14 protein-coding genes and 1 pseudogene are annotated in these 17294 nt (G+C 32.2%); 9 read left to right on the top strand and 6 right to left on the bottom strand.

Annotated features, from left to right (window positions below; all coding sequences use genetic code 11):
* Position 1 precedes the first annotated feature (1 nt).
* The 8 genes from BLV35_RS05365 (at position 2) to BLV35_RS05325 (ending at position 9981) form a co-directional block, all read left to right on the top strand.
* Positions 2 to 553 (top strand): LbetaH domain-containing protein, encoded by a 552-nt coding sequence (locus tag BLV35_RS05365; RefSeq protein WP_091085921.1) that lies wholly within the window; start codon positions 2 to 4, stop codon positions 551 to 553.
* Positions 553 to 1641, top strand: a complete 1089-nt coding sequence (locus BLV35_RS05360) for a glycosyltransferase family 4 protein (protein ID WP_091085918.1) — start codon at positions 553 to 555, stop codon at positions 1639 to 1641. The genes BLV35_RS05365 and BLV35_RS05360 overlap by 1 nt, the downstream gene beginning before the upstream one ends.
* Before the next feature lie 297 nt (positions 1642 to 1938).
* The gene (locus BLV35_RS05355; protein WP_091085914.1) at positions 1939 to 3003 is read left to right on the top strand and encodes a glycosyltransferase family 4 protein; all 1065 of its coding nucleotides are present in this window, start codon (positions 1939 to 1941) and stop codon (positions 3001 to 3003) included.
* Positions 3004 to 3173: 170 nt separating this feature from the next.
* Positions 3174 to 4337, top strand: a complete 1164-nt coding sequence (locus tag BLV35_RS05350) for a glycosyltransferase (RefSeq protein ID WP_091085910.1) — start codon at positions 3174 to 3176, stop codon at positions 4335 to 4337.
* A gap of 824 nt (positions 4338 to 5161) precedes the next feature.
* Positions 5162 to 5893, top strand: coding sequence for a WecB/TagA/CpsF family glycosyltransferase (locus BLV35_RS05345; RefSeq protein WP_091085904.1), 732 nt, complete (start codon positions 5162 to 5164; stop codon positions 5891 to 5893).
* A 128-nt stretch (positions 5894 to 6021) separates the two neighbouring features.
* Complete coding sequence (locus tag BLV35_RS05340) at positions 6022 to 6444, top strand: VanZ family protein (protein ID WP_091085901.1); 423 nt, start codon at positions 6022 to 6024, stop codon at positions 6442 to 6444.
* Positions 6445 to 7132: 688 nt separating this feature from the next.
* A complete protein-coding gene (locus BLV35_RS05330) occupies positions 7133 to 7711 on the top strand; it encodes a hypothetical protein (RefSeq protein ID WP_091085894.1) in 579 nt (192 codons plus the stop codon).
* A gap of 827 nt (positions 7712 to 8538) precedes the next feature.
* Positions 8539 to 9981: an undecaprenyl-phosphate glucose phosphotransferase gene (locus BLV35_RS05325; RefSeq protein ID WP_245712018.1), complete on the top strand. Its 1443-nt coding sequence runs from the start codon at positions 8539 to 8541 to the stop codon at positions 9979 to 9981.
* A 688-nt stretch (positions 9982 to 10669) separates the two neighbouring features.
* Here the strand turns inward: BLV35_RS05325 and apaG are convergent.
* From apaG to BLV35_RS05295, 5 genes and pseudogenes are all read right to left on the bottom strand, one after another.
* Complete coding sequence (apaG, locus tag BLV35_RS05320) at positions 10670 to 11056, bottom strand: Co2+/Mg2+ efflux protein ApaG (RefSeq protein ID WP_091085887.1); 387 nt, start codon at positions 11054 to 11056, stop codon at positions 10670 to 10672.
* A gap of 55 nt (positions 11057 to 11111) precedes the next feature.
* Positions 11112 to 11744 (bottom strand): annotated as a pseudogene (gene ricT / locus BLV35_RS19620) (regulatory iron-sulfur-containing complex subunit RicT).
* A gap of 178 nt (positions 11745 to 11922) precedes the next feature.
* Positions 11923 to 12336, bottom strand: coding sequence for a hypothetical protein (locus BLV35_RS05310; protein ID WP_176980579.1), 414 nt, complete (start codon positions 12334 to 12336; stop codon positions 11923 to 11925).
* Between the two features lie 79 nt (positions 12337 to 12415).
* On the bottom strand, positions 12416 to 12697 hold the full coding sequence (locus BLV35_RS19450; RefSeq protein ID WP_091085883.1) for a helix-turn-helix domain-containing protein: 282 nt from the start codon (positions 12695 to 12697) through the stop codon (positions 12416 to 12418).
* Between the two features lie 562 nt (positions 12698 to 13259).
* Positions 13260 to 14912 carry an AraC family transcriptional regulator gene (locus BLV35_RS05295; protein WP_091085877.1) on the bottom strand — a complete coding sequence of 551 codons (1653 nt, stop codon included), beginning with the start codon at positions 14910 to 14912 and terminating at the stop codon, positions 13260 to 13262.
* A gap of 384 nt (positions 14913 to 15296) precedes the next feature.
* On the opposite strand from BLV35_RS05295, the gene BLV35_RS05290 reads away from it, so the two are divergent.
* Positions 15297 to 15578, top strand: a complete 282-nt coding sequence (locus tag BLV35_RS05290) for a hypothetical protein (RefSeq protein ID WP_091085874.1) — start codon at positions 15297 to 15299, stop codon at positions 15576 to 15578.
* A gap of 672 nt (positions 15579 to 16250) precedes the next feature.
* Here the strand turns inward: BLV35_RS05290 and BLV35_RS05285 are convergent.
* On the bottom strand, positions 16251 to 17096 hold the full coding sequence (locus BLV35_RS05285) for an RteC domain-containing protein (RefSeq protein ID WP_091085872.1): 846 nt from the start codon (positions 17094 to 17096) through the stop codon (positions 16251 to 16253).
* Positions 17097 to 17294 lie beyond the last annotated feature (198 nt).

Here is a 17294-nt window from a genome sequence, read left to right as displayed (position 1 = left end):
TATGAACGATAAATTAAAAAGTTATTTAGTTGCTAATGATTTAAAGTATATTAACCGATTTGGATTAATATATAATATGCTTATTTCAATTCGAGGAAGAGCTGTTATAAGTGTCTACTATTTGGCTCATAATGATGATATATTTTGTTTTTTTCTGCGTAGGATGCTTAAAGTAAAGTATCATTTTGAAGTCGGGAAAAATGTAGACTTAGGTATAGGGTTAATACTTCACCATCCTTATAATATAATTATTGATTCCAACGTATCAATAGGTGATAACTGTCAAATTGATCAGAATGTAACTATTGGTGGAAACATGAAAAAATTTATTGACAATGGAATAAGTTTACAAACACGACCAATTATAGGCCATAATGTAATTTTATGTGCTAGTTGTGTAGTAGCGGGTCCTATAATGGTTAATGATAATTGTATAATAGGGGCAAATGCGACACTTACATTTAATATTGAAGAGGGAACAATAGTTTCAAATGTTAATAAGGTTTCTGAGAAAAAAATTAAGGTAAATAATGGTTCTTATAAAATAAATTAATGAAAATGGCAAATGTTTTAAGTGTAATATCAGTATGTGGTAAAACTGGTGGTACTACAGTGAAATTAAAGAAATTAGTTGAAGAGTCAAGGCATAATCATTCAGTTTATTTTGCTTTAAGTGATTCGCAAATTGTTAAAGATTTTCCAGAAAACAAAAAGTGGTTTGAATCGACAAATGTTAAAGTATATGAGGGGTTTTATGGTAAGAATATATTTAGATATGCATTAGCAATAAATAAGGTGATTAAAGAGCAGAATATTGATATTGTTCATTTTTATTTTAATTTTGAAAATACATTTGCACCCATTCTAAAATTACTGAATCCAAAGGTGGTCTTAATTCGTTCAGTAGTAGGGTATGATGAACCATTGTCAATTTTACGTTCACTAGTTTTAAAAATGGTATTGAAACCTGTTGATCGAATTATTTATGTTTCTAATTACATAAAAAAATTGTACGAACATGATTATCCAGTTTTAAAGGAAAAGAATAGTGAAGTGATTTATAATTCTGCGATTCACATTTCAGACAAAATTTCAGATGTAGCTTCTAGAAAATCTTTGGTTTCAGTTTCAGGATTGTGTAAACGTAAGAATCTAGCAGTTTTGGTTAATGCGATCGGTAAGGTTGTTCACGATCATAAAATTGATTGTAAGCTTTACATTTTAGGTGATGGTCCTTCTCGTTCAGAATTGGAAGTTTTGATTCAGAAGTTGAAAATTGAAGAAAATGTAATTTTATTAGGTTATTCGACTGCCGTTACTGAATATTTAAATAAATGTAGTATATATGTTCATCCTGCCGACACAGAAGGTTTTGGTATAGCAATTACGGAAGCAATGTATATGAAATGCCCTACTATTGTCTCAAATGCAGGTGCTTTGCCTGAATTGACAGAAGAAGGTGTTAACGGCTTTATCGTTGACCCTTATAATGCTGACCAGTGGGCGTCAAAAATAGTACATTTACTAGAAAATGAAGAAGTAAGAATTAAGATGGGTAATGCTTCCCATGAAAGAGCACTTAAGTTGTTTCCAATGGAGTCATTTATCAATAATCATGACGCTCTGTATGAAAAAGTTTAATTTAATTCTTTTAGATTACTAGCAGTATCTAAAAATTTATTTATAGAGTGCAATAGTATGTTTTAAGTAGTTAATGCGGGAAATAGAATTTAGTTTGTCAAAATTAAAATGTATTGACTAAGTAGTTTTTGTAAGCGAAATAGAAGAAAACATATTGTTAGTAATATGCAAATGTAAAAAGTGAATCTCTTTGGTTTAGTTGATGAATGTTGTGTAGTACTAAAATTAGGAAAATTAGAATGAAAATAAGGCAATTTGTGTTTTGCTAAAAGAGTTAATAAATTATATAATTTTGTAATGACTAAAGTAACATTGTTAACAAATATTCCAGCTCCTTACAGGGAAAAAATGCATGAATTGGTATCGGAATATTTAGGTGGTGCATATACAGTTGTTTATTGTGCTGAAAAGGAGTCTGATAGAAAGTGGAAAGTGAAATATGGTAATTACGATAAATTAGTTTTATCCAAAATTAGTTCTAATGCAGTACATAATAATCCTGAAGTAATAAAATACTTAAATAAACTTAATCCGGATGTAGTTGTCATTATGGGCTTTTATCCAACAATGCTTTATGCTTATTTATGGTCTCTTTTTAGAGCAAAGAAACTTATAGTTTTTACGGATGGTACACTACAATCAGAATCCCATTTAAGTTTAATACATAAAATAGTTCGTAGAATTGTTTTCTTGAAAACAAGTGCTTTTGTTGGTCCGAGTGAGGCATCTGCTGCATTATATGAAAGTTATGGTATTAATAAAAATAAATTTTACAGAACTTATCTATCTGTTAATAACAAGTTGTTTATAAACGGTTCGTCAATTGATAAAAAATTTGATTTGATGTTTTCAGGTCAATTTATAGACCGGAAAATGCCTCTTTTTTTTGTAGAAATTGCAAGATTAGTTAAGAAGCAATTTGGAAAATGTGACGTACTTATTTTAGGAAATGGAATATTAGAGAAAGACATTCTCACATTATTGGATAAATATAATATAGACTACAGTTTTCCAGGCTTTATTAATCAGGAAGAATTACCTAAGTATTACGCGCAATCTAAATTATTTTTGTTTCCTACTGTTAATGATCCGTGGGGTGTAGTAGTCAATGAAGCCATGGCATCTGGTATGCCTGTGATAACTTGCAGTAATGCTGGTGTAGCTAATGATTTAGTAATTAATGATCTTAATGGCTATGTGTTGCCTTTGTCAGAAATGGTATGGGTGGATAAGATAGTTGAAATTTTTAACGACGATACTACGTACAAGAGGCTTTCCGTTAATGCGATATCTCATGTGCAAAAATATAGTTTTGACAATGCTGCCAAAGGAATTGTTGATGCAGTAAATTCAGTTCTATAGGGTTACTTTGGTGCAGTTCTATATAAGGAATAAAGAAAGAAATTCTATTTTGTTGAAAATTAATGAATGTTTAATTAGTAGTTTCTAGTTAAAACTTTTCCAGTATAAATGTCTAGAAGTTGCATATCAAGCAGTAGGTGTTTATTTAATATAATATTAAAACTCATAATTTGAAAATACTACTTTTACATTCGAAGTATCAGCTTCAAGGTGGCGAAGACACCGTTGTCAAACAAGAATTGGCTTTGCTGGAGCAACATCATACAGTAGAAGTGTTTTATTTTCAAAATCAGTCAGGAATTAAAGGATTAGTACAATTTTTATCTTCAATTTGGAACCTATCTGCAGCTAGTATGGTGGCTCAGAAGATAAAGACTTTCCAGCCAGATGTTGTTCATATTCACAATTGGCATTTTGCTCTTGGTCCGTTGGTTTTTAGAAAAATTAGAACATTGGGTGTTCCTATAGTGCATACTGTTCATAACTACCGTCTGCTTTGTCCATCAGGCATATTGCTGCACGATGGTATATTATTTACTGATAGTCTTACAGCTAGTTTTCCTTGGAAAGCAGTTTTTAATAAAGTGTACCGTAATTCCCTATTACTGACTTTTTGGTTGGCTTTTGTTATTTGGTTTCATAAGAAAATAGGGACTTGGCAATTAATAAATTCGTATGTCTGTTTAACGTCTTTTGCTGTAGATCTCTTTCAAGACTCTAAATTTGGTGTCTCAAAAGAACAGTTTACGGTTAAGCCTAATTTCACCTCCTGTTCTCAAATAGTCTCCTTAAAGAGAAATGAAGATCATTATTTGTTTATAGGTCGTTTGTGTGACGAAAAAGGAATTTTAATTTTAGTAGAAGCATTCAAAAAATTACCTTTCCAGTTGCATATTGCTGGTGATGGGCCTCTAAAAGATGAAGTACTTCAGGGAATATTAGAATCGAAAAATATTAAATATATAGGGAATTTAACTAGTAAGGAAGTAAGTGAAGAATTAGGTAAGGCAAAGGCGCTAGTTTTTCCGTCTATTTGGTTTGAAGGAATGCCTATGACTATTTTGGAAGCATTTGCAGCCAGTGTTCCCATAATAGCTTCCAATTTGGGCGCAATGACTTCTCTTGTTGCTGATGAAGTAAATGGTTTTTTATTTGAAGCGGGTAATGTGTCCTCATTACAAGAGACTATTATGAAATTTGAATCACTTTCTAAAGTAGAAAAAGAAACCATGGGTACAAATGCATTTCAATCCTATCAATCTCATTATGCTCCGGAAATGCAATTGGGCTATTTTGAAGGCATTTATAATGCAGCAATAAATAAAGCTGTTTAAGTTTTTATCCCATATAGATATATTAAAATCAATCTGTATTTTGGAATATGTTTGTAGTATGACCTACTGGAAGGGTTTTTGTTTTACTAATTAAAAGGACCAAATTTCTTTAACCAACTTACAAAGGAAGTACAAGGTTGAATGTACCACTTTTATACTTTTTTGACAGTGAGTAATCATTCTTCTTTTTAGTAATTGAGTATTTTTTATTGATCTAAAGAGAATAGTTTTCCCTACTTATGACTTTGTTTTTCCCAGTTATTGGTATAAGAATAGCAGTTAGTAAACTGGATCTTATGCGTTAGTTTTATGGATTCTTTCGGGGTATTTTTGTATTGGATAATTACGAATATAAATATGTTTCACAACTGTGAACCATATGGCGCAGCCACTAAAATATTTAAAGAAAACGCTTTTATAATAGTGTTAATTTCCTGATGAAGTTTTTTTAAATACGAATCTAAATAGATTTCTTCTTTGATTGTTATTAGGTGAGTTTTTATCATTCACATTTTTGGGAATACCTTCTATTTCAAAATTTATTTATCAAGTATTTCGGATGCCATATAATTCCTTAATAGGCTTTATTAGGAGTTTGCTTTTAGTGGGTATCCATTATTGTTCAAAATTCAAATATAACTTTCAACTATTTATTATCCTGTACAATATGGATAAAGTATTCCATGATTCAGGTTGTATGTCAAAGTAACTGTGTTTTATAGCTGTTTATTAAAAATGTGGTTAGACTACATAACCATTTGTTTCTAATGAGTAATTGTCCCCTGTTATCTCAAATCTATCTTTCTAATTTAAATTATTTAATTATGACTACGCAGGTACCAACTGTTTCGTTAGCAGAATTTTCTGTTTTTAGCGGCGATTTATGCAATGTTTCCTTTAAGGGTAAAACATTGATTAATACGCTTAATCAGTATTCTTTTTGCATAGCCAAAGAAGATAAAGAATTTAAAGCCTCTTTAGTGGGATCGGATATTTTATTAGCTGATGGAATGGCAATTGTTGTTGCAAGTTCTTTATTAAGGCAGAATAAAATAAAAAAGATCGCGGGTGCTGATTTGCATCAATTCCTTCTAGAGGATTTAAATACGAAAGGGGGAAGCTGTTTTTACCTAGGATCATCTCCCACAACGTTGTTGAAAATTGAAGAGCGAATGAAGATGGATTTTCCTAATGTAATCGTAAAAACTTTTTCTCCAGCATTTAAACCTGAATTTTCTATTGAAGATAATGAGCAAATGCTGGCAGAGGTGAATGCTTTTAAGCCTGATGTTTTATTTGTAGGGATGACTGCTCCCAAACAAGAAAAATGGGCACACCAACATAAGGACGCATTAGAGGCAAAAATTATTTGTTCCATAGGAGCTGTTTTTGATTTTTATGCAGGTACCGTGGAGCGTCCGCATCCTTTCTGGATACAGCTGCGCTTGGAGTGGTTTATTCGATTGATAAAAGAACCGAAGCGTATGTGGAAACGATATTTGTATTATGGTCCTGTTTTTATAAAATTAATTATTTTAGAAAAATTTAAGAAATAATAAAATATCCAACTAAGGCCATTAGGCTTGGCTGTTTCGTTATAGATCAAATTAAAATTAAAAAAAGTATGTACTATTCAAATTCCGTATTGGTGCAATAGTTTAGTAATATGCATTCAAAATAGGTAATGAATATGAAATCAAAATGGAAAGCTAAAGGAATACTATTCCTGTTTATGGTCATTATTTCCTCCATTTTATATTTTTCCTGGATACCGGATCCGTCTTTAGCATCTGAAAGTTATTTACCGCTCTGGCTTCTGGATTGGTCTAATTTTTATTTTAATTTGCGTACTGCAGTTCCCTTTATTGTATTTGGAGTTTTATTAGAGCTATGGTTCGCTGTTACCCTTCAATCAGCGAAACAGAAGTCCAAATTTTATTTATGGTTGAGGAATTCAACTATAGCCTTAGCCTTAGTATGCCTAGCAGAAGGAGGTCAGTTTTTTATCCTAAATCGGCATCCTGATGGGATGGATGTTTTGTTTGGGGTATTGGGGAGCCAGCTGGGTTTTCTACTCTATTACATCTTGAAGAAAGTGATTAGTTAATTTTCATGTATCATTTATATTAAGGATTCGTTTTTATTTTCAGTTGCGAGGCGATTCGAGCTCTCGATACCACTCCGCCTCTTCCTCTTTACAAAATACCCGTACTGTTGGTGAGAGTGCTGAAGAAAGTCTCTCAGCACTTTTTGCATCCTTGTACCTTGCAAAACACAGATGCATTGGACCTAGTGATATATGTATAATAAGCATCATAGGTTAATTATTTGATGTTGTTTTCTTACTTATAATCAGTTCATTCAACCCACTTATTCACTTCTATTTTCCACTTATTTCCATAAATACCGCACTTAGTACAAGGGGCTTTATTTCCTGTTTTTTTGTTTGGTTTCAGGCTAACTTTGTAGTGATATTTGTCTATTCTAGTAGCATGTTTCACAGTTGTGAGGCATTGGGCGTAGCCATATAAATAACAATTATTTTCATTCCAGCAATACATCTGGAATTACTAGTGCTATAGGATTGCAACATTTAAGTTTTCTTTTAATCACAGCCACATTATACCTTAAAATAAATAATACAGGTAGAATAGAGCGGGTAGTTGCGTTGTAAGTGGATCAATTATCAATAGGAAAAATTTAGAAATCTTGTTTTTTAATCCTGAATATAATTATCATAAAACCCCCTTGGTATTAAACTTTAACTACAACTCACTAATTATTCAAAAAAACATATGAAATCATTTTTAGTACTCGGCGTTTTATTTCTTTCTACTTCATTTATCTCTGCACAAGAAACAACTGTTAAACCGCAAGCAGATCAAGAAATTATAAATAGCAATCTTAATAAGTCCAATTATACGATTTCTGTAGGGGTAAATGTAATAGACAACGGAAGAAGTAAATTACCATTTAATGCGGAAGCAATGGCTTTTAAAACTCCTTTTTTTATTGCGGTTGAGCGTCGATTTGAATCAAAATGGTCGGTAGTTCTAGGAGCATCTACAAATCGCTTAATAGTAGGTTCTGAAGAGAAGTGTTATGTGAGTATAGATACTGGAGGTCAATTTTATTTTGGTGATTATATATTTAATACTGAAAAAATTGAGATGTATGCTGGTTTAGGACTAGGACGTTATTTCTTAGAAAATAATGGAAATAACACGCTAAATATAATTGGCGGTGGTAGGTATTGGTTTTCAGATCATTTTGGTGTAAATATTCAAGGGAATGGAAAAGTGGGGTTGAGTCCAATTAATGACTCTATCAGGAATCTTTTTCAATACAATTTAGGCGTAGTTTGGCGAAATTAGTTTTGACGCTTTAAGAAAATTTCAAAAAAAATAATTTAGATATTTTCAATTATTTAGTCAGTAGAAAAAGCGATTAAGAGCACTGAAACAAAAGCATTTTATTTATCGTGCTAATCCGATAACTAAGGTCCGTTTTAATTATCTGGTGTGGCAAGAATGCTTATTTTTTGTAGTTTATGATCTTGTAATATTGATGATAATAGTAGCTACAAGCTAACTTGTTAGCTGCTGCATTTGAAAAGAATACAAACATAGGATATATTCTTTTGAATTTTCTGAATGCTGTCAAATTTTTTTATTGGTACAGTTGCGCTACAGACGAATAAAAAATAGGGGCTATAATCTTAGCCTACGTAAAACCTATTAATGATAGTTTTACGATATAGAAGATATAGAAATAGTTTAACGGTTTTATTAGTGAAATAATGTAAGCAGTGAGCAGTTTTTTTTAAATTAAAGTACATAGTGCTATTGTTTAGACCTTAAAAGAGGCTTCACTGTTTTACGTTGCGTTTCACTTCGGTTTTATCCAAATGACTTAGCAGTTGCTATTGATTGTAAAAGTATTATCGATTCCACTGGGCCAAACAATAAAATTAGAAAATAGTTTTCCTTATGCATTTTTTCGTTCAGCATAAAGTACTCGAAATAAAGGTTTGTTAAGATCTTTTACCTACAAACCCAGCATTTATTAAAAACATGAATAGCGCTTAGTATTCTTTGCTATTTAATTTTTAATAAAAAACAATATAAATCAAAGTCGTTTTTTCCTAGAAAGACTAGCCGTCTGTACAAAAGGCTAGAATAATAATTTAAATTTCATATATATGTTACAAAAATTAGCCGCTTTTAAATTATCCCGTTACTTCAAAATTGGATTTGTTTTATGGGATGTGTTATTACTTAATATTGCAATCTTAGTATCATTGTTTGTTAGGTTTGGAAATTTACCTCGCTTAGATCAATTAGGCCAATTGGATAATATTGCTTTTAAAGAATTTAAAACTATTTCATTCTTATCTAATATTATATGGATTTCTTTGCTGTTACACAAAGATGCTTATCGTATTATACGAGTGGAACGAATTGAGTCAATTGTATCAAGAACAATACGTTTGCTAATGATACACGGATTTCTCGTTTTTTTTACTGTTAGTGCATTGGATTTTAGTGCTCTTTCTAAGTTACGATTGGTTTATTTTTATTTATTTTTTTTCTTTCTTCTTTTTACATTTCGTTTTTTTTTCATGAAAATTTTGAAGTATGTACGATCTAGAGGTTTTAATTTTAGAACTGTAATTATAATAGGAGCCAATGAAAAAGGCAATAAAATTGCTGAAATTTTAGCTCAAGATTTAACTTTTGGTTATCGTGTCATGGGTTTTTTTGATAATCAAAAAGTAAGTGATCCATTGCTATCGACTCCAATATTAGGTAAGCTAGATTCCATACAAAATTACATTATCAATCAAAAGGTGGATGAGATGTATATTGCTTTGAACATTGATGATATAATGATTATTAACCAGCTAACTGAACTATGTGAGCGTTATATGGTCAGAATCAAATTTATTCCTGATTTTCAGTTGTATACTAAATCTCGTAAAGTAGAAATTGATTTCTATGGAAACTTACCTGTATTGGTGTTTAGAAGAGAGCCATTAGAAGTAACTCTTAATTGTTTAATTAAGAAAACATTTGACGTTTTTTTTTCTTTATGTGTCATCGTTTTTATTTTTCCATGGCTATTTCCTATTCTATTTATTTTAATAAAATTAGATTCCCCAGGGCCAATCTTCTTTATGCAAGAACGTTCGGGTAGAGATAATAAGGCTTTTTGGTGTATCAAATTTAGAACCATGAGAACTGACAAAAGATTTGATGCCTCTCAGCAAGCTACTGTAGGGGATAGTAGAATCACAAAAATGGGGTCTTTTATGAGAAAGACTAATCTGGATGAATTGCCCCAATTTTTTAATGTTTTAATTGGTAATATGTCTGTAGTTGGTCCAAGACCGCATATGTTGAAGCACACCGAACAATATTGCGAATTGATTAATGATTATTTAGTGCGCCATTATGCAAAACCAGGGATAACAGGTTGGGCTCAAGTTAATGGTTTACGAGGGGAAACTAAGGAACTGATTGACATGAAAAATCGTGTTGAATCTGACATTTGGTATATTGAGAATTGGATCTTTTTTCTAGATATTAAAATTATTTATAGAACTGTTTTTAATATTTTTAAAGGAGAGGAAAATGCTTATTAACTAGAGTGAAGATTAGTCTGATTTCCCTATTTTCTTTTTTGAAGATACTTTAGTTAGACTTGGATATAGAAATAAAGGCAGCTCCCACAAGTTAATATATAGTTTAAATCAGAACACTTTATTTAGGATTATGCAAAAGACAATAAAATTAGCTATATCAAAATTTAGCAGGCATTTTGTTTTATTCTTGTTTTCATAAATTTTAATTGTTTTCAAGACTTTAAAGAAGATCTAGCCGCTACAGCGTTGCAGTAATTCCTTTTACAAGTCGTACTACATTTAGGTTTTTCGATAGCCATTCTACTCTTTTATATTTCAGCAGAGTAGACTTTTTATAAATTATAATTGAAAGGATTTTTTTAGAGGAATTTACAGATGCTTTCCATTACACTTTTAGCTTTTCTGCATCGAATAATAAATGTAACAATCTGAAGTGTAGTATTTATTAGACTATACAATTCTTAGATTTAGATACTAAAAAAAACAGATTTTTTTGATTTCGGTAACTTATTCATATTTTAAGGACGTTCGTGATTTTTTGATTTAGAGATGTAAATTCCGGTGATATTGACCACCACCCAATTCCAGTGTAAATTGAACAGAATGTATAGGCAACGTATGTGTTTTTCTATTTCGAATATTTTTCATATTTATTAATATCAAATTGTTTTATTTTAAGGACTAGACACTAATTTAATTTAAAAGGAACAATCATCAGGAATTCGGGAATCTTAACATTGAACAATTCCCCATCGATTGTTCGCATCATTTGATAAATTCCATGCATCTTTCCAATTGTTGTTGAAAGATTACAACCCGAAACATATTGGTGCGACTGACCAGGAACTAAAATTGGCTGTACGCCAACAACACGATCTCCCTCCACCTCACTCTTCATTCCATTAGAATCAAAAATATACCAGTGCCGTTTTTTAAGCTGAACGGTGTAATTACTTGTATTTACAATAGTAATGCGGTATGCAAAAAAATAATGCGATGCAAGAGGACGTGATTCATTAGCTTGATATAATGATTCAACGCTTACTTTTATACCAGCTGTTGATTTAATTTTCATAGTAAATTAACTGTATGTTCTGTCATAGTTATTTTTCTTTAATGTAGCAGATTTATTATTGTGTTTTTCGTTTCTTAATATTATAGCTTTTTTTACGCTTACTATCTTTATCGTCAAAACGGGTTATACTATCCTGGCCAACAACGTTTGCATAAGATAAAGGCTTTGCAACTATAGCTTTATTTCTTGCTTGCGTTTTATCCTTTAGCTCATCTGATTTACTGCCGTCTATATTCTCCGTCTCATCCTTGATGTAGCATTCAAATTTATTACCTTCTCGTCTGTAATTATTTTGATAACGGGCAGAAAAAGGAGAATCAGTTCTAAAATTAGTTGACCAGGTTTGGCAACAATAATAGCTTCCGCAAGGGCCAATATCACCAATGCTATTCGCTTCCTCTCGCATCCCAATTTGACGCATCTCAATGCGTATATCAAAGGTTTCAGATAGGTGTTTAATTAACTCTCGGAAATCCACACGTCCTTCGGCTGTGTAATAAAATGTGGCTTTAGATTTATCTCCCTAGTAGTCTACATCGGTTATTTTCATAGCTAAACCAAGCTTTTTAGCTATGACCCGTACTTTATATAAAGTATCTAGTTCCTTCTCTTTGGCCAGTTTCCATTTAGTTACATCATCAGAATTGGCACTGCGATAGATTTTTTTTACTATTTTCTCCGTACTCAACTTTTTTTCTTTGTTTTGCTGACCGCCTTCAGTTTTTTTTATTGGTGTCAGCGAATGTCAAAGGGATTTCAGTAACTACTTTTTTAAAAAATGAAATGTCATCTTGAAAATTTTGTGCTTGCTCATTCCCGTTTACAATCTTTATAATATTTTGATTATTTGTATATGATACTATCGCTTATTCAGTGCCTGTGCCACTACTAGTACAAGACTTATTCACTAATTGTTCATCAACTAGTTTAAAAACTGGTTCAGTATTTGAACTTGTGTTTCGTTCACTTTTGGGCATTGGTTTTAGTTCGTTAGCTAAATTAAATAGGTATACTTGACTTCCTTTGAATGGATTATACGATGGCTCGTAATTGAAGTAGCCCAAAGAACGCAAGTTTTTTAAGCATTTGTGATAGGTTACTTTGGAACTAATTTTGCTGGTTAGCATCATCTCATCACGATAATTACTGATTGGGTTTTTGAATCGATTGCAATTCCAAAATTGGAATAATGCAATGTATAAACTAACGTTTGTTTGATTGAGAATTTTGTCTTTTGAGACTTTATTAAAAAAGACTGTTAAGTGTTTTATGTAGTTCATTTGGAAGTATTAAGATTGGAGTATTAAGTATGAAGACTTTTACTTAGATAATGAGATTTCGTTGTTCTTAGCAATACCATTATTTGAAGAGCCTAGGTAGCGCATTAACTTTGTTGATCTCGAGTAATTTTTCTATATCTAAATCAGAATAATATATTATACCACCCACTTTTGTATAGGTAAGTGTTCCGTTTATTCGAAGGTTTTGGAGCGTACCAGGGGAGATGTTAAGAAGCTTTCTGACTTCAGTGGATTTTAGCCATTTTTTAGACTTCTCATTTTTACCTTTAACTATTGTTTGGATGTCTTCTAAAAGTGATTTTCCGAATTCATGTAGGTCTTCTTTGGTAAGGATTTCGATTGCCCTAACTTGTGTTTTAAATTGTTATGGTGCAAAAGTGTCGGTTTTGGATGTTTTTATATCACAAGTTGTTCACAAGTTGTGAAAGAAAAAATGAGTTTTTATTTTGAAGTGGATGTGGTTATTGACTTTTTTTAATAAAATATAAGAGTGGTTATAAGAAGTACGATTATGTTACTACTGACTTTTTATTTGAAGAAAATTTTTACTTTTTTCCTTGATGAAAAAAGTAACAAAAAAATCAAGCCTGAAAATCAAAAGCTTGAAAACTACCTTGAAGCGCCGTTCCGCAGCCCGAGCCGTTCGTCCTTCGCCCTCAACTCGGGGACTGCTGCCACTTCACTTCTTCGTTGTTTTCCTATACTTTTTATTTAAGGGCGTTGTTAGGAGGTTGTAATTACAAGTTTGCTTTTGCTATTACTGTTTTTGTTTATTAAGAGATTCTTTTTCTTTTGTGTTGTGTATGCGGTTCCGGGATCTCTCCTGTGTCCAAGGCTAGAATTCTTACCGTAATTTTGGAATGGTAACTATAAAGACGTCCTAAATGATGTGTTGTTATTATTTATGAATGTTGTTGACTTCTTAATTTACTGATGAAGTACGTGGGAGAGAGGCCTGTTCGGTTATTGAATGCGCGTGTAAAGATTTGGGTGGAACCGAAACCGGATTCTTCACCTAATGCCTTGTTGGTGTAATTGCGGTATTTATTTTCGTTTTTAAGTAATTCTATTATATGGTCAATCTTTAAATGGCTGATGTAGTCAACAGTTCCTTTATTTCGATATCGTGCTATAATTTTTGAAGCGTATTTCATATTGGTGTTTAATAATGCCGCCATTTTTGCCAAAGTCATGTCTTTTTCGAGGTACTTTTTATTTCTCTCAAATTTTTCCAGATTTCTTAGAATTGCAGTAATCACTTCGGGATTGATATCGAGTTCGGTTTCTTTACTGGTATTGTTTGAAGCCAATGATTGGTTCGTTTCGGGTTTGCGATTCATCAACTCTTCAAATAACCTTTTATTTTTATAGTGTCTGTGCGCCAATACCGCTATAATTACTGTCATTATTGAAATTATAGTGCAGACTACAATTGTCCAATATTGTTCATTGTTTCTTTGAGTTTGCAGTAATTTTTTTGTGTCGTATTCTTTGTGTATTTTCCCTGAAAGGTATTTGAAATCCTTAATAAGCACTTGGTCTACTTCTGAAAGAGCTGTGACATAATATAACTCTAATTCTTTGTCGTTTTGTTCCTGATAATAATGAATTAACAGTTCATAAGCTTCCCGTAAATCTGGGCGTATGTACTTTTGTTTTTGGAATGCTTCATCTATCTTTTTTAAGTAGGGTAATGCTTTTTCCTGCAATTTTAGAGCCCAGTAGCTTTTCCCGATGTAAAAATAGGCAGTCGTTTCGTTTGTAAGGTCTTTAGTCTCTTTCAAAGCAGGCAGTACCTTTGTCAACTTCTTTATTGCGTCGGAATAATTGTGTTTAAAATACTGATTTACGCCTTCGGAATGGATGAAGTACGACTGCATTTCGAGGTTTTTTAAATGCTTGCCCTGGCTCAGCCCCAGCTGATTCATCTGGCTACATAACTTATATTTACCTATGCGGTTGTAAGAAAGCCCTAAAGAATGAATTGTATTTAGATAGGCACGTTTATTATCTTCCTTGAAATAACCCAAACATTCTTTAAACAATGCTATTGCCTCATCGTAAAACCCAAGGTAATATTTGATCTGAGCAATGCCATATTTTACTTTGTAAATTTGATATTGGTTGTGTGTTTTCGAAATGTATTCGTCCGCTATTAGGTAGCTGTCCAGTGCTTTCATGTGCTCTTTACGATCGTATTGGATAACTCCTTTCGTCATGTAACCCGATCCGATTAATGCAAAATCAGCTGTTTTTTTTGCCGCTATCAACATACTATCGGCATAGATAAGTTGTAGTTTTTTATCGCTAGTATAAATTAAGGCTTTATAGGACTGCGCCTTTTGGCCGTAGTTTTTCTCCCGTTTTGCTTTGGCTAACCATGACTGCGCATACAGCATTTCTTTGATACTATCTTTTTCCTCATACAGTATGTTGCTGCTAAAATATTCATAGTCTTTGGTTGAAAGACTGTCTGGAATTACAAAATTGGTTCGTTGTGCATAAGCATTATAATACAGACATAACCATATTATAAGTAAGTGTTTTTTTGTCATATTTCTAAAAAATTTGGGGGCTTACTGATTAGAAAACATAAGATTAATGTCTTTTGGACTGTATTTTATAAAATAAATGTAGCTAAAATAATGCAATTGATTACAAGAATTACCCTTATTAAGGATTCTTTCGTTTTCTTGAGTTTAACTTGTCGTATAGTTGGCTTTTATAGGGAAATATACTGTGTTAAATTCGGGAATTACATAGTATAGATTCGCGAATTGAACAGTTGTTGGCTTGCGGGAGGGGAAAGGTCCCTTTAGTTTTGCCTTGAATTCAAACGGTTTTGTTATGAGCAAAACCACCATCAAAATTGTTCAGATTATCCCGGGAGAAATGAACTGATTAAAAATAATCAGTAACATTTAAAAACATTATCCAAGATGAAAAAATTCTATTTAGGTTTTAGTACATTAATTTGTTTGTTCGTTCTATTCACACTTGCTTCCTGTACCATCGATAGTCCTCTTGTGTCAGGCGATACATTAGGCAACGAAGATGCGAAGAACGAGATTCAATATTATTCTCCCAGAAAAGGGGAGGCATTTCCCGTCACCGAAAGCTTATCGACTTATGTAAGTGCAACAGAGACAGGTGAGGACGTTGATCCAGACTGGAAAAAACTTATCACCCATTTTACAGGGAGTGCTGGGGTTAATAAGTAGTTGACTTCCGTTTTTTTAAATAGGAGTTATTGTAATCAAAGTTATAGGGCTGTTCTAAAAATTAGGCAGCCTTTTTTTTAGTTTATCAGATTTTTATTTTAGGTGGTATTCGGTGAATATTTGATTTGTATCTTCAATAACGAATGGTCTTGATTCTAGATTTTACTTTTTTAGCTCACTTGACTTTCATTTTAGGTAGTGTTCGCTGAATCTTCGATTTGTCTTAATGAAAGAAGTAACAAAAAAATATTCGTGGTTTATTATTGTTTTTTTGTATTCGTGAATCTTCGATTTTACGGCCTTAAAATTCAAAACCTAAAAACTGTTTTTTACCTGACAGCCACTGGCTGTCCTCCTTTTAATTTCAAATGTTTTTTCGTTGTTTTTAGACGTTTTTAATTTAAGGGCGGGTTTGCGAATAGTGGATATTTAGTGAGATTAATTTTTATGAAAATATTCTTTTCTTTTGACTGGGTGCAAAAGAAACAAAAGATCAAGCCTGAAAATTAAAATCTTAAAAACTGTCTTTTGTAATTTACCTGACAGCCACTGGTTGCCCTCCTTTTAATTTCAACTATTTTTTTCATTGTTTTTTGACGTTTTTAATTTAAGGGCGAATCTAAACAGGTGATTTTAGGATAAAAATAGTAGGGCGAGTGGAGAAAAGTTATTTTAATTTTCATCGGCATCATCCATTCGGATTATGAGTTTGTTTTTGAGTGTATTCAGAAATTTTGTCCTTTCCGATTTTCTGTTGCGGATTTCCAGAAAAACCCTGTTGAACTGTCCTAAATCGATATTAAAGGCTGTCTCGAAAAAAGTTGTGACTTCTTTTAGCCCTGTGGCTCTGTTATTAAAAACACCTTCTGAATGCAGTGCATAAATTAATTCTATCAGATCAACTTTGGATCCTGTCCATTTTAGGTCTTGAGAGAGTAGGGAAGACGCTTGTGTTTCTATTGACTTTCTCCCCAGTTTTACCAGTTGCTCTTCCAGAAAAATTTTTATCTCATCGTTGGCTAGTATGCGTGCCATTTTATAGTCGTGAGAGGTTGCGAATCGATTGTCAATTTGAAAATAAACACTGTCCATCATTAATTTAAGGTCGTATTTTTCGCGTATAAAATATTTGTGATCAAGGCAATTGTTAGCTGTGCGGCAGTAGCGATAGAATTCCTGGTTCTGTTTAAAGAAAACTTTTAATTTAAGAAGTTCTGAGTTATAATGTTTAGCTATTGTTTTATGGGAGCCCAATGGCTTATTCGTTTCAATAGTATAGATTTCGTTGTAGTAAATCAGTTTGCTGGCAAACTTTGGTTTGATGTTGCGGAAGAATTCTATTTCTTCTTTCTTGTTCAACGATTTGTATTTTATGAAAAAGGTTTTTAGTTTTTCTAAAGCAGCAACGCTAGTTTTCATGGCCTGTTCGGCCGATTGTATGGGGTTTTCTGTTTGCAGATGGATCATTTTTAATTGCTGCTCTAATTGGAACATCAAGGATTCAGAAAATAATTTCATTGAAGTGGTTTAAGATTTATAAATTGACTTACTCGTAATTAGATTGTGCAGTAAATCTATTTGATGATAGCTACCGTTGCAAATGGTGTGGTGTTCGATTCCCGAATTGAATAGTGAAATTCCCGAATTGCATACTTTGTTTTTTGTACTAATGCGGTGATTATACTTTATGATTACCGTAAATATGCGGTGATAAGT

Origin of the sequence: Flavobacterium gillisiae, assembly GCF_900107635.1 — a bacterium.
Taxonomy (GTDB): domain Bacteria; phylum Bacteroidota; class Bacteroidia; order Flavobacteriales; family Flavobacteriaceae; genus Flavobacterium; species Flavobacterium gillisiae.
Note: the sequence above shows the minus strand (reverse complement) of the source record. Positions and strands in the feature narration are given on the sequence as shown.

Coding starts and splice junctions, on each gene's coding strand:
- BLV35_RS05365 (WP_091085921.1), top strand. CDS start 2: ATGAACGATAAATTAAAAAGTTATTTAGTTGCTAATGATTTAAAGTAT.
- BLV35_RS05360 (WP_091085918.1), top strand. CDS start 553: ATGAAAATGGCAAATGTTTTAAGTGTAATATCAGTATGTGGTAAAACT.
- BLV35_RS05355 (WP_091085914.1), top strand. CDS start 1,939: ATGACTAAAGTAACATTGTTAACAAATATTCCAGCTCCTTACAGGGAA.
- BLV35_RS05345 (WP_091085904.1), top strand. CDS start 5,162: ATGACTACGCAGGTACCAACTGTTTCGTTAGCAGAATTTTCTGTTTTT.
- BLV35_RS05340 (WP_091085901.1), top strand. CDS start 6,022: ATGAATATGAAATCAAAATGGAAAGCTAAAGGAATACTATTCCTGTTT.
- BLV35_RS05330 (WP_091085894.1), top strand. CDS start 7,133: ATGAAATCATTTTTAGTACTCGGCGTTTTATTTCTTTCTACTTCATTT.
- BLV35_RS05325 (WP_245712018.1), top strand. CDS start 8,539: ATGTTACAAAAATTAGCCGCTTTTAAATTATCCCGTTACTTCAAAATT.
- apaG (WP_091085887.1), bottom strand. CDS start 11,056: ATGAAAATTAAATCAACAGCTGGTATAAAAGTAAGCGTTGAATCATTA.
- BLV35_RS05310 (WP_176980579.1), bottom strand. CDS start 12,336: ATGAACTACATAAAACACTTAACAGTCTTTTTTAATAAAGTCTCAAAA.
- BLV35_RS05295 (WP_091085877.1), bottom strand. CDS start 14,912: ATGACAAAAAAACACTTACTTATAATATGGTTATGTCTGTATTATAAT.
- BLV35_RS05290 (WP_091085874.1), top strand. CDS start 15,297: ATGAAAAAATTCTATTTAGGTTTTAGTACATTAATTTGTTTGTTCGTT.
- BLV35_RS05285 (WP_091085872.1), bottom strand. CDS start 17,096: ATGAAATTATTTTCTGAATCCTTGATGTTCCAATTAGAGCAGCAATTA.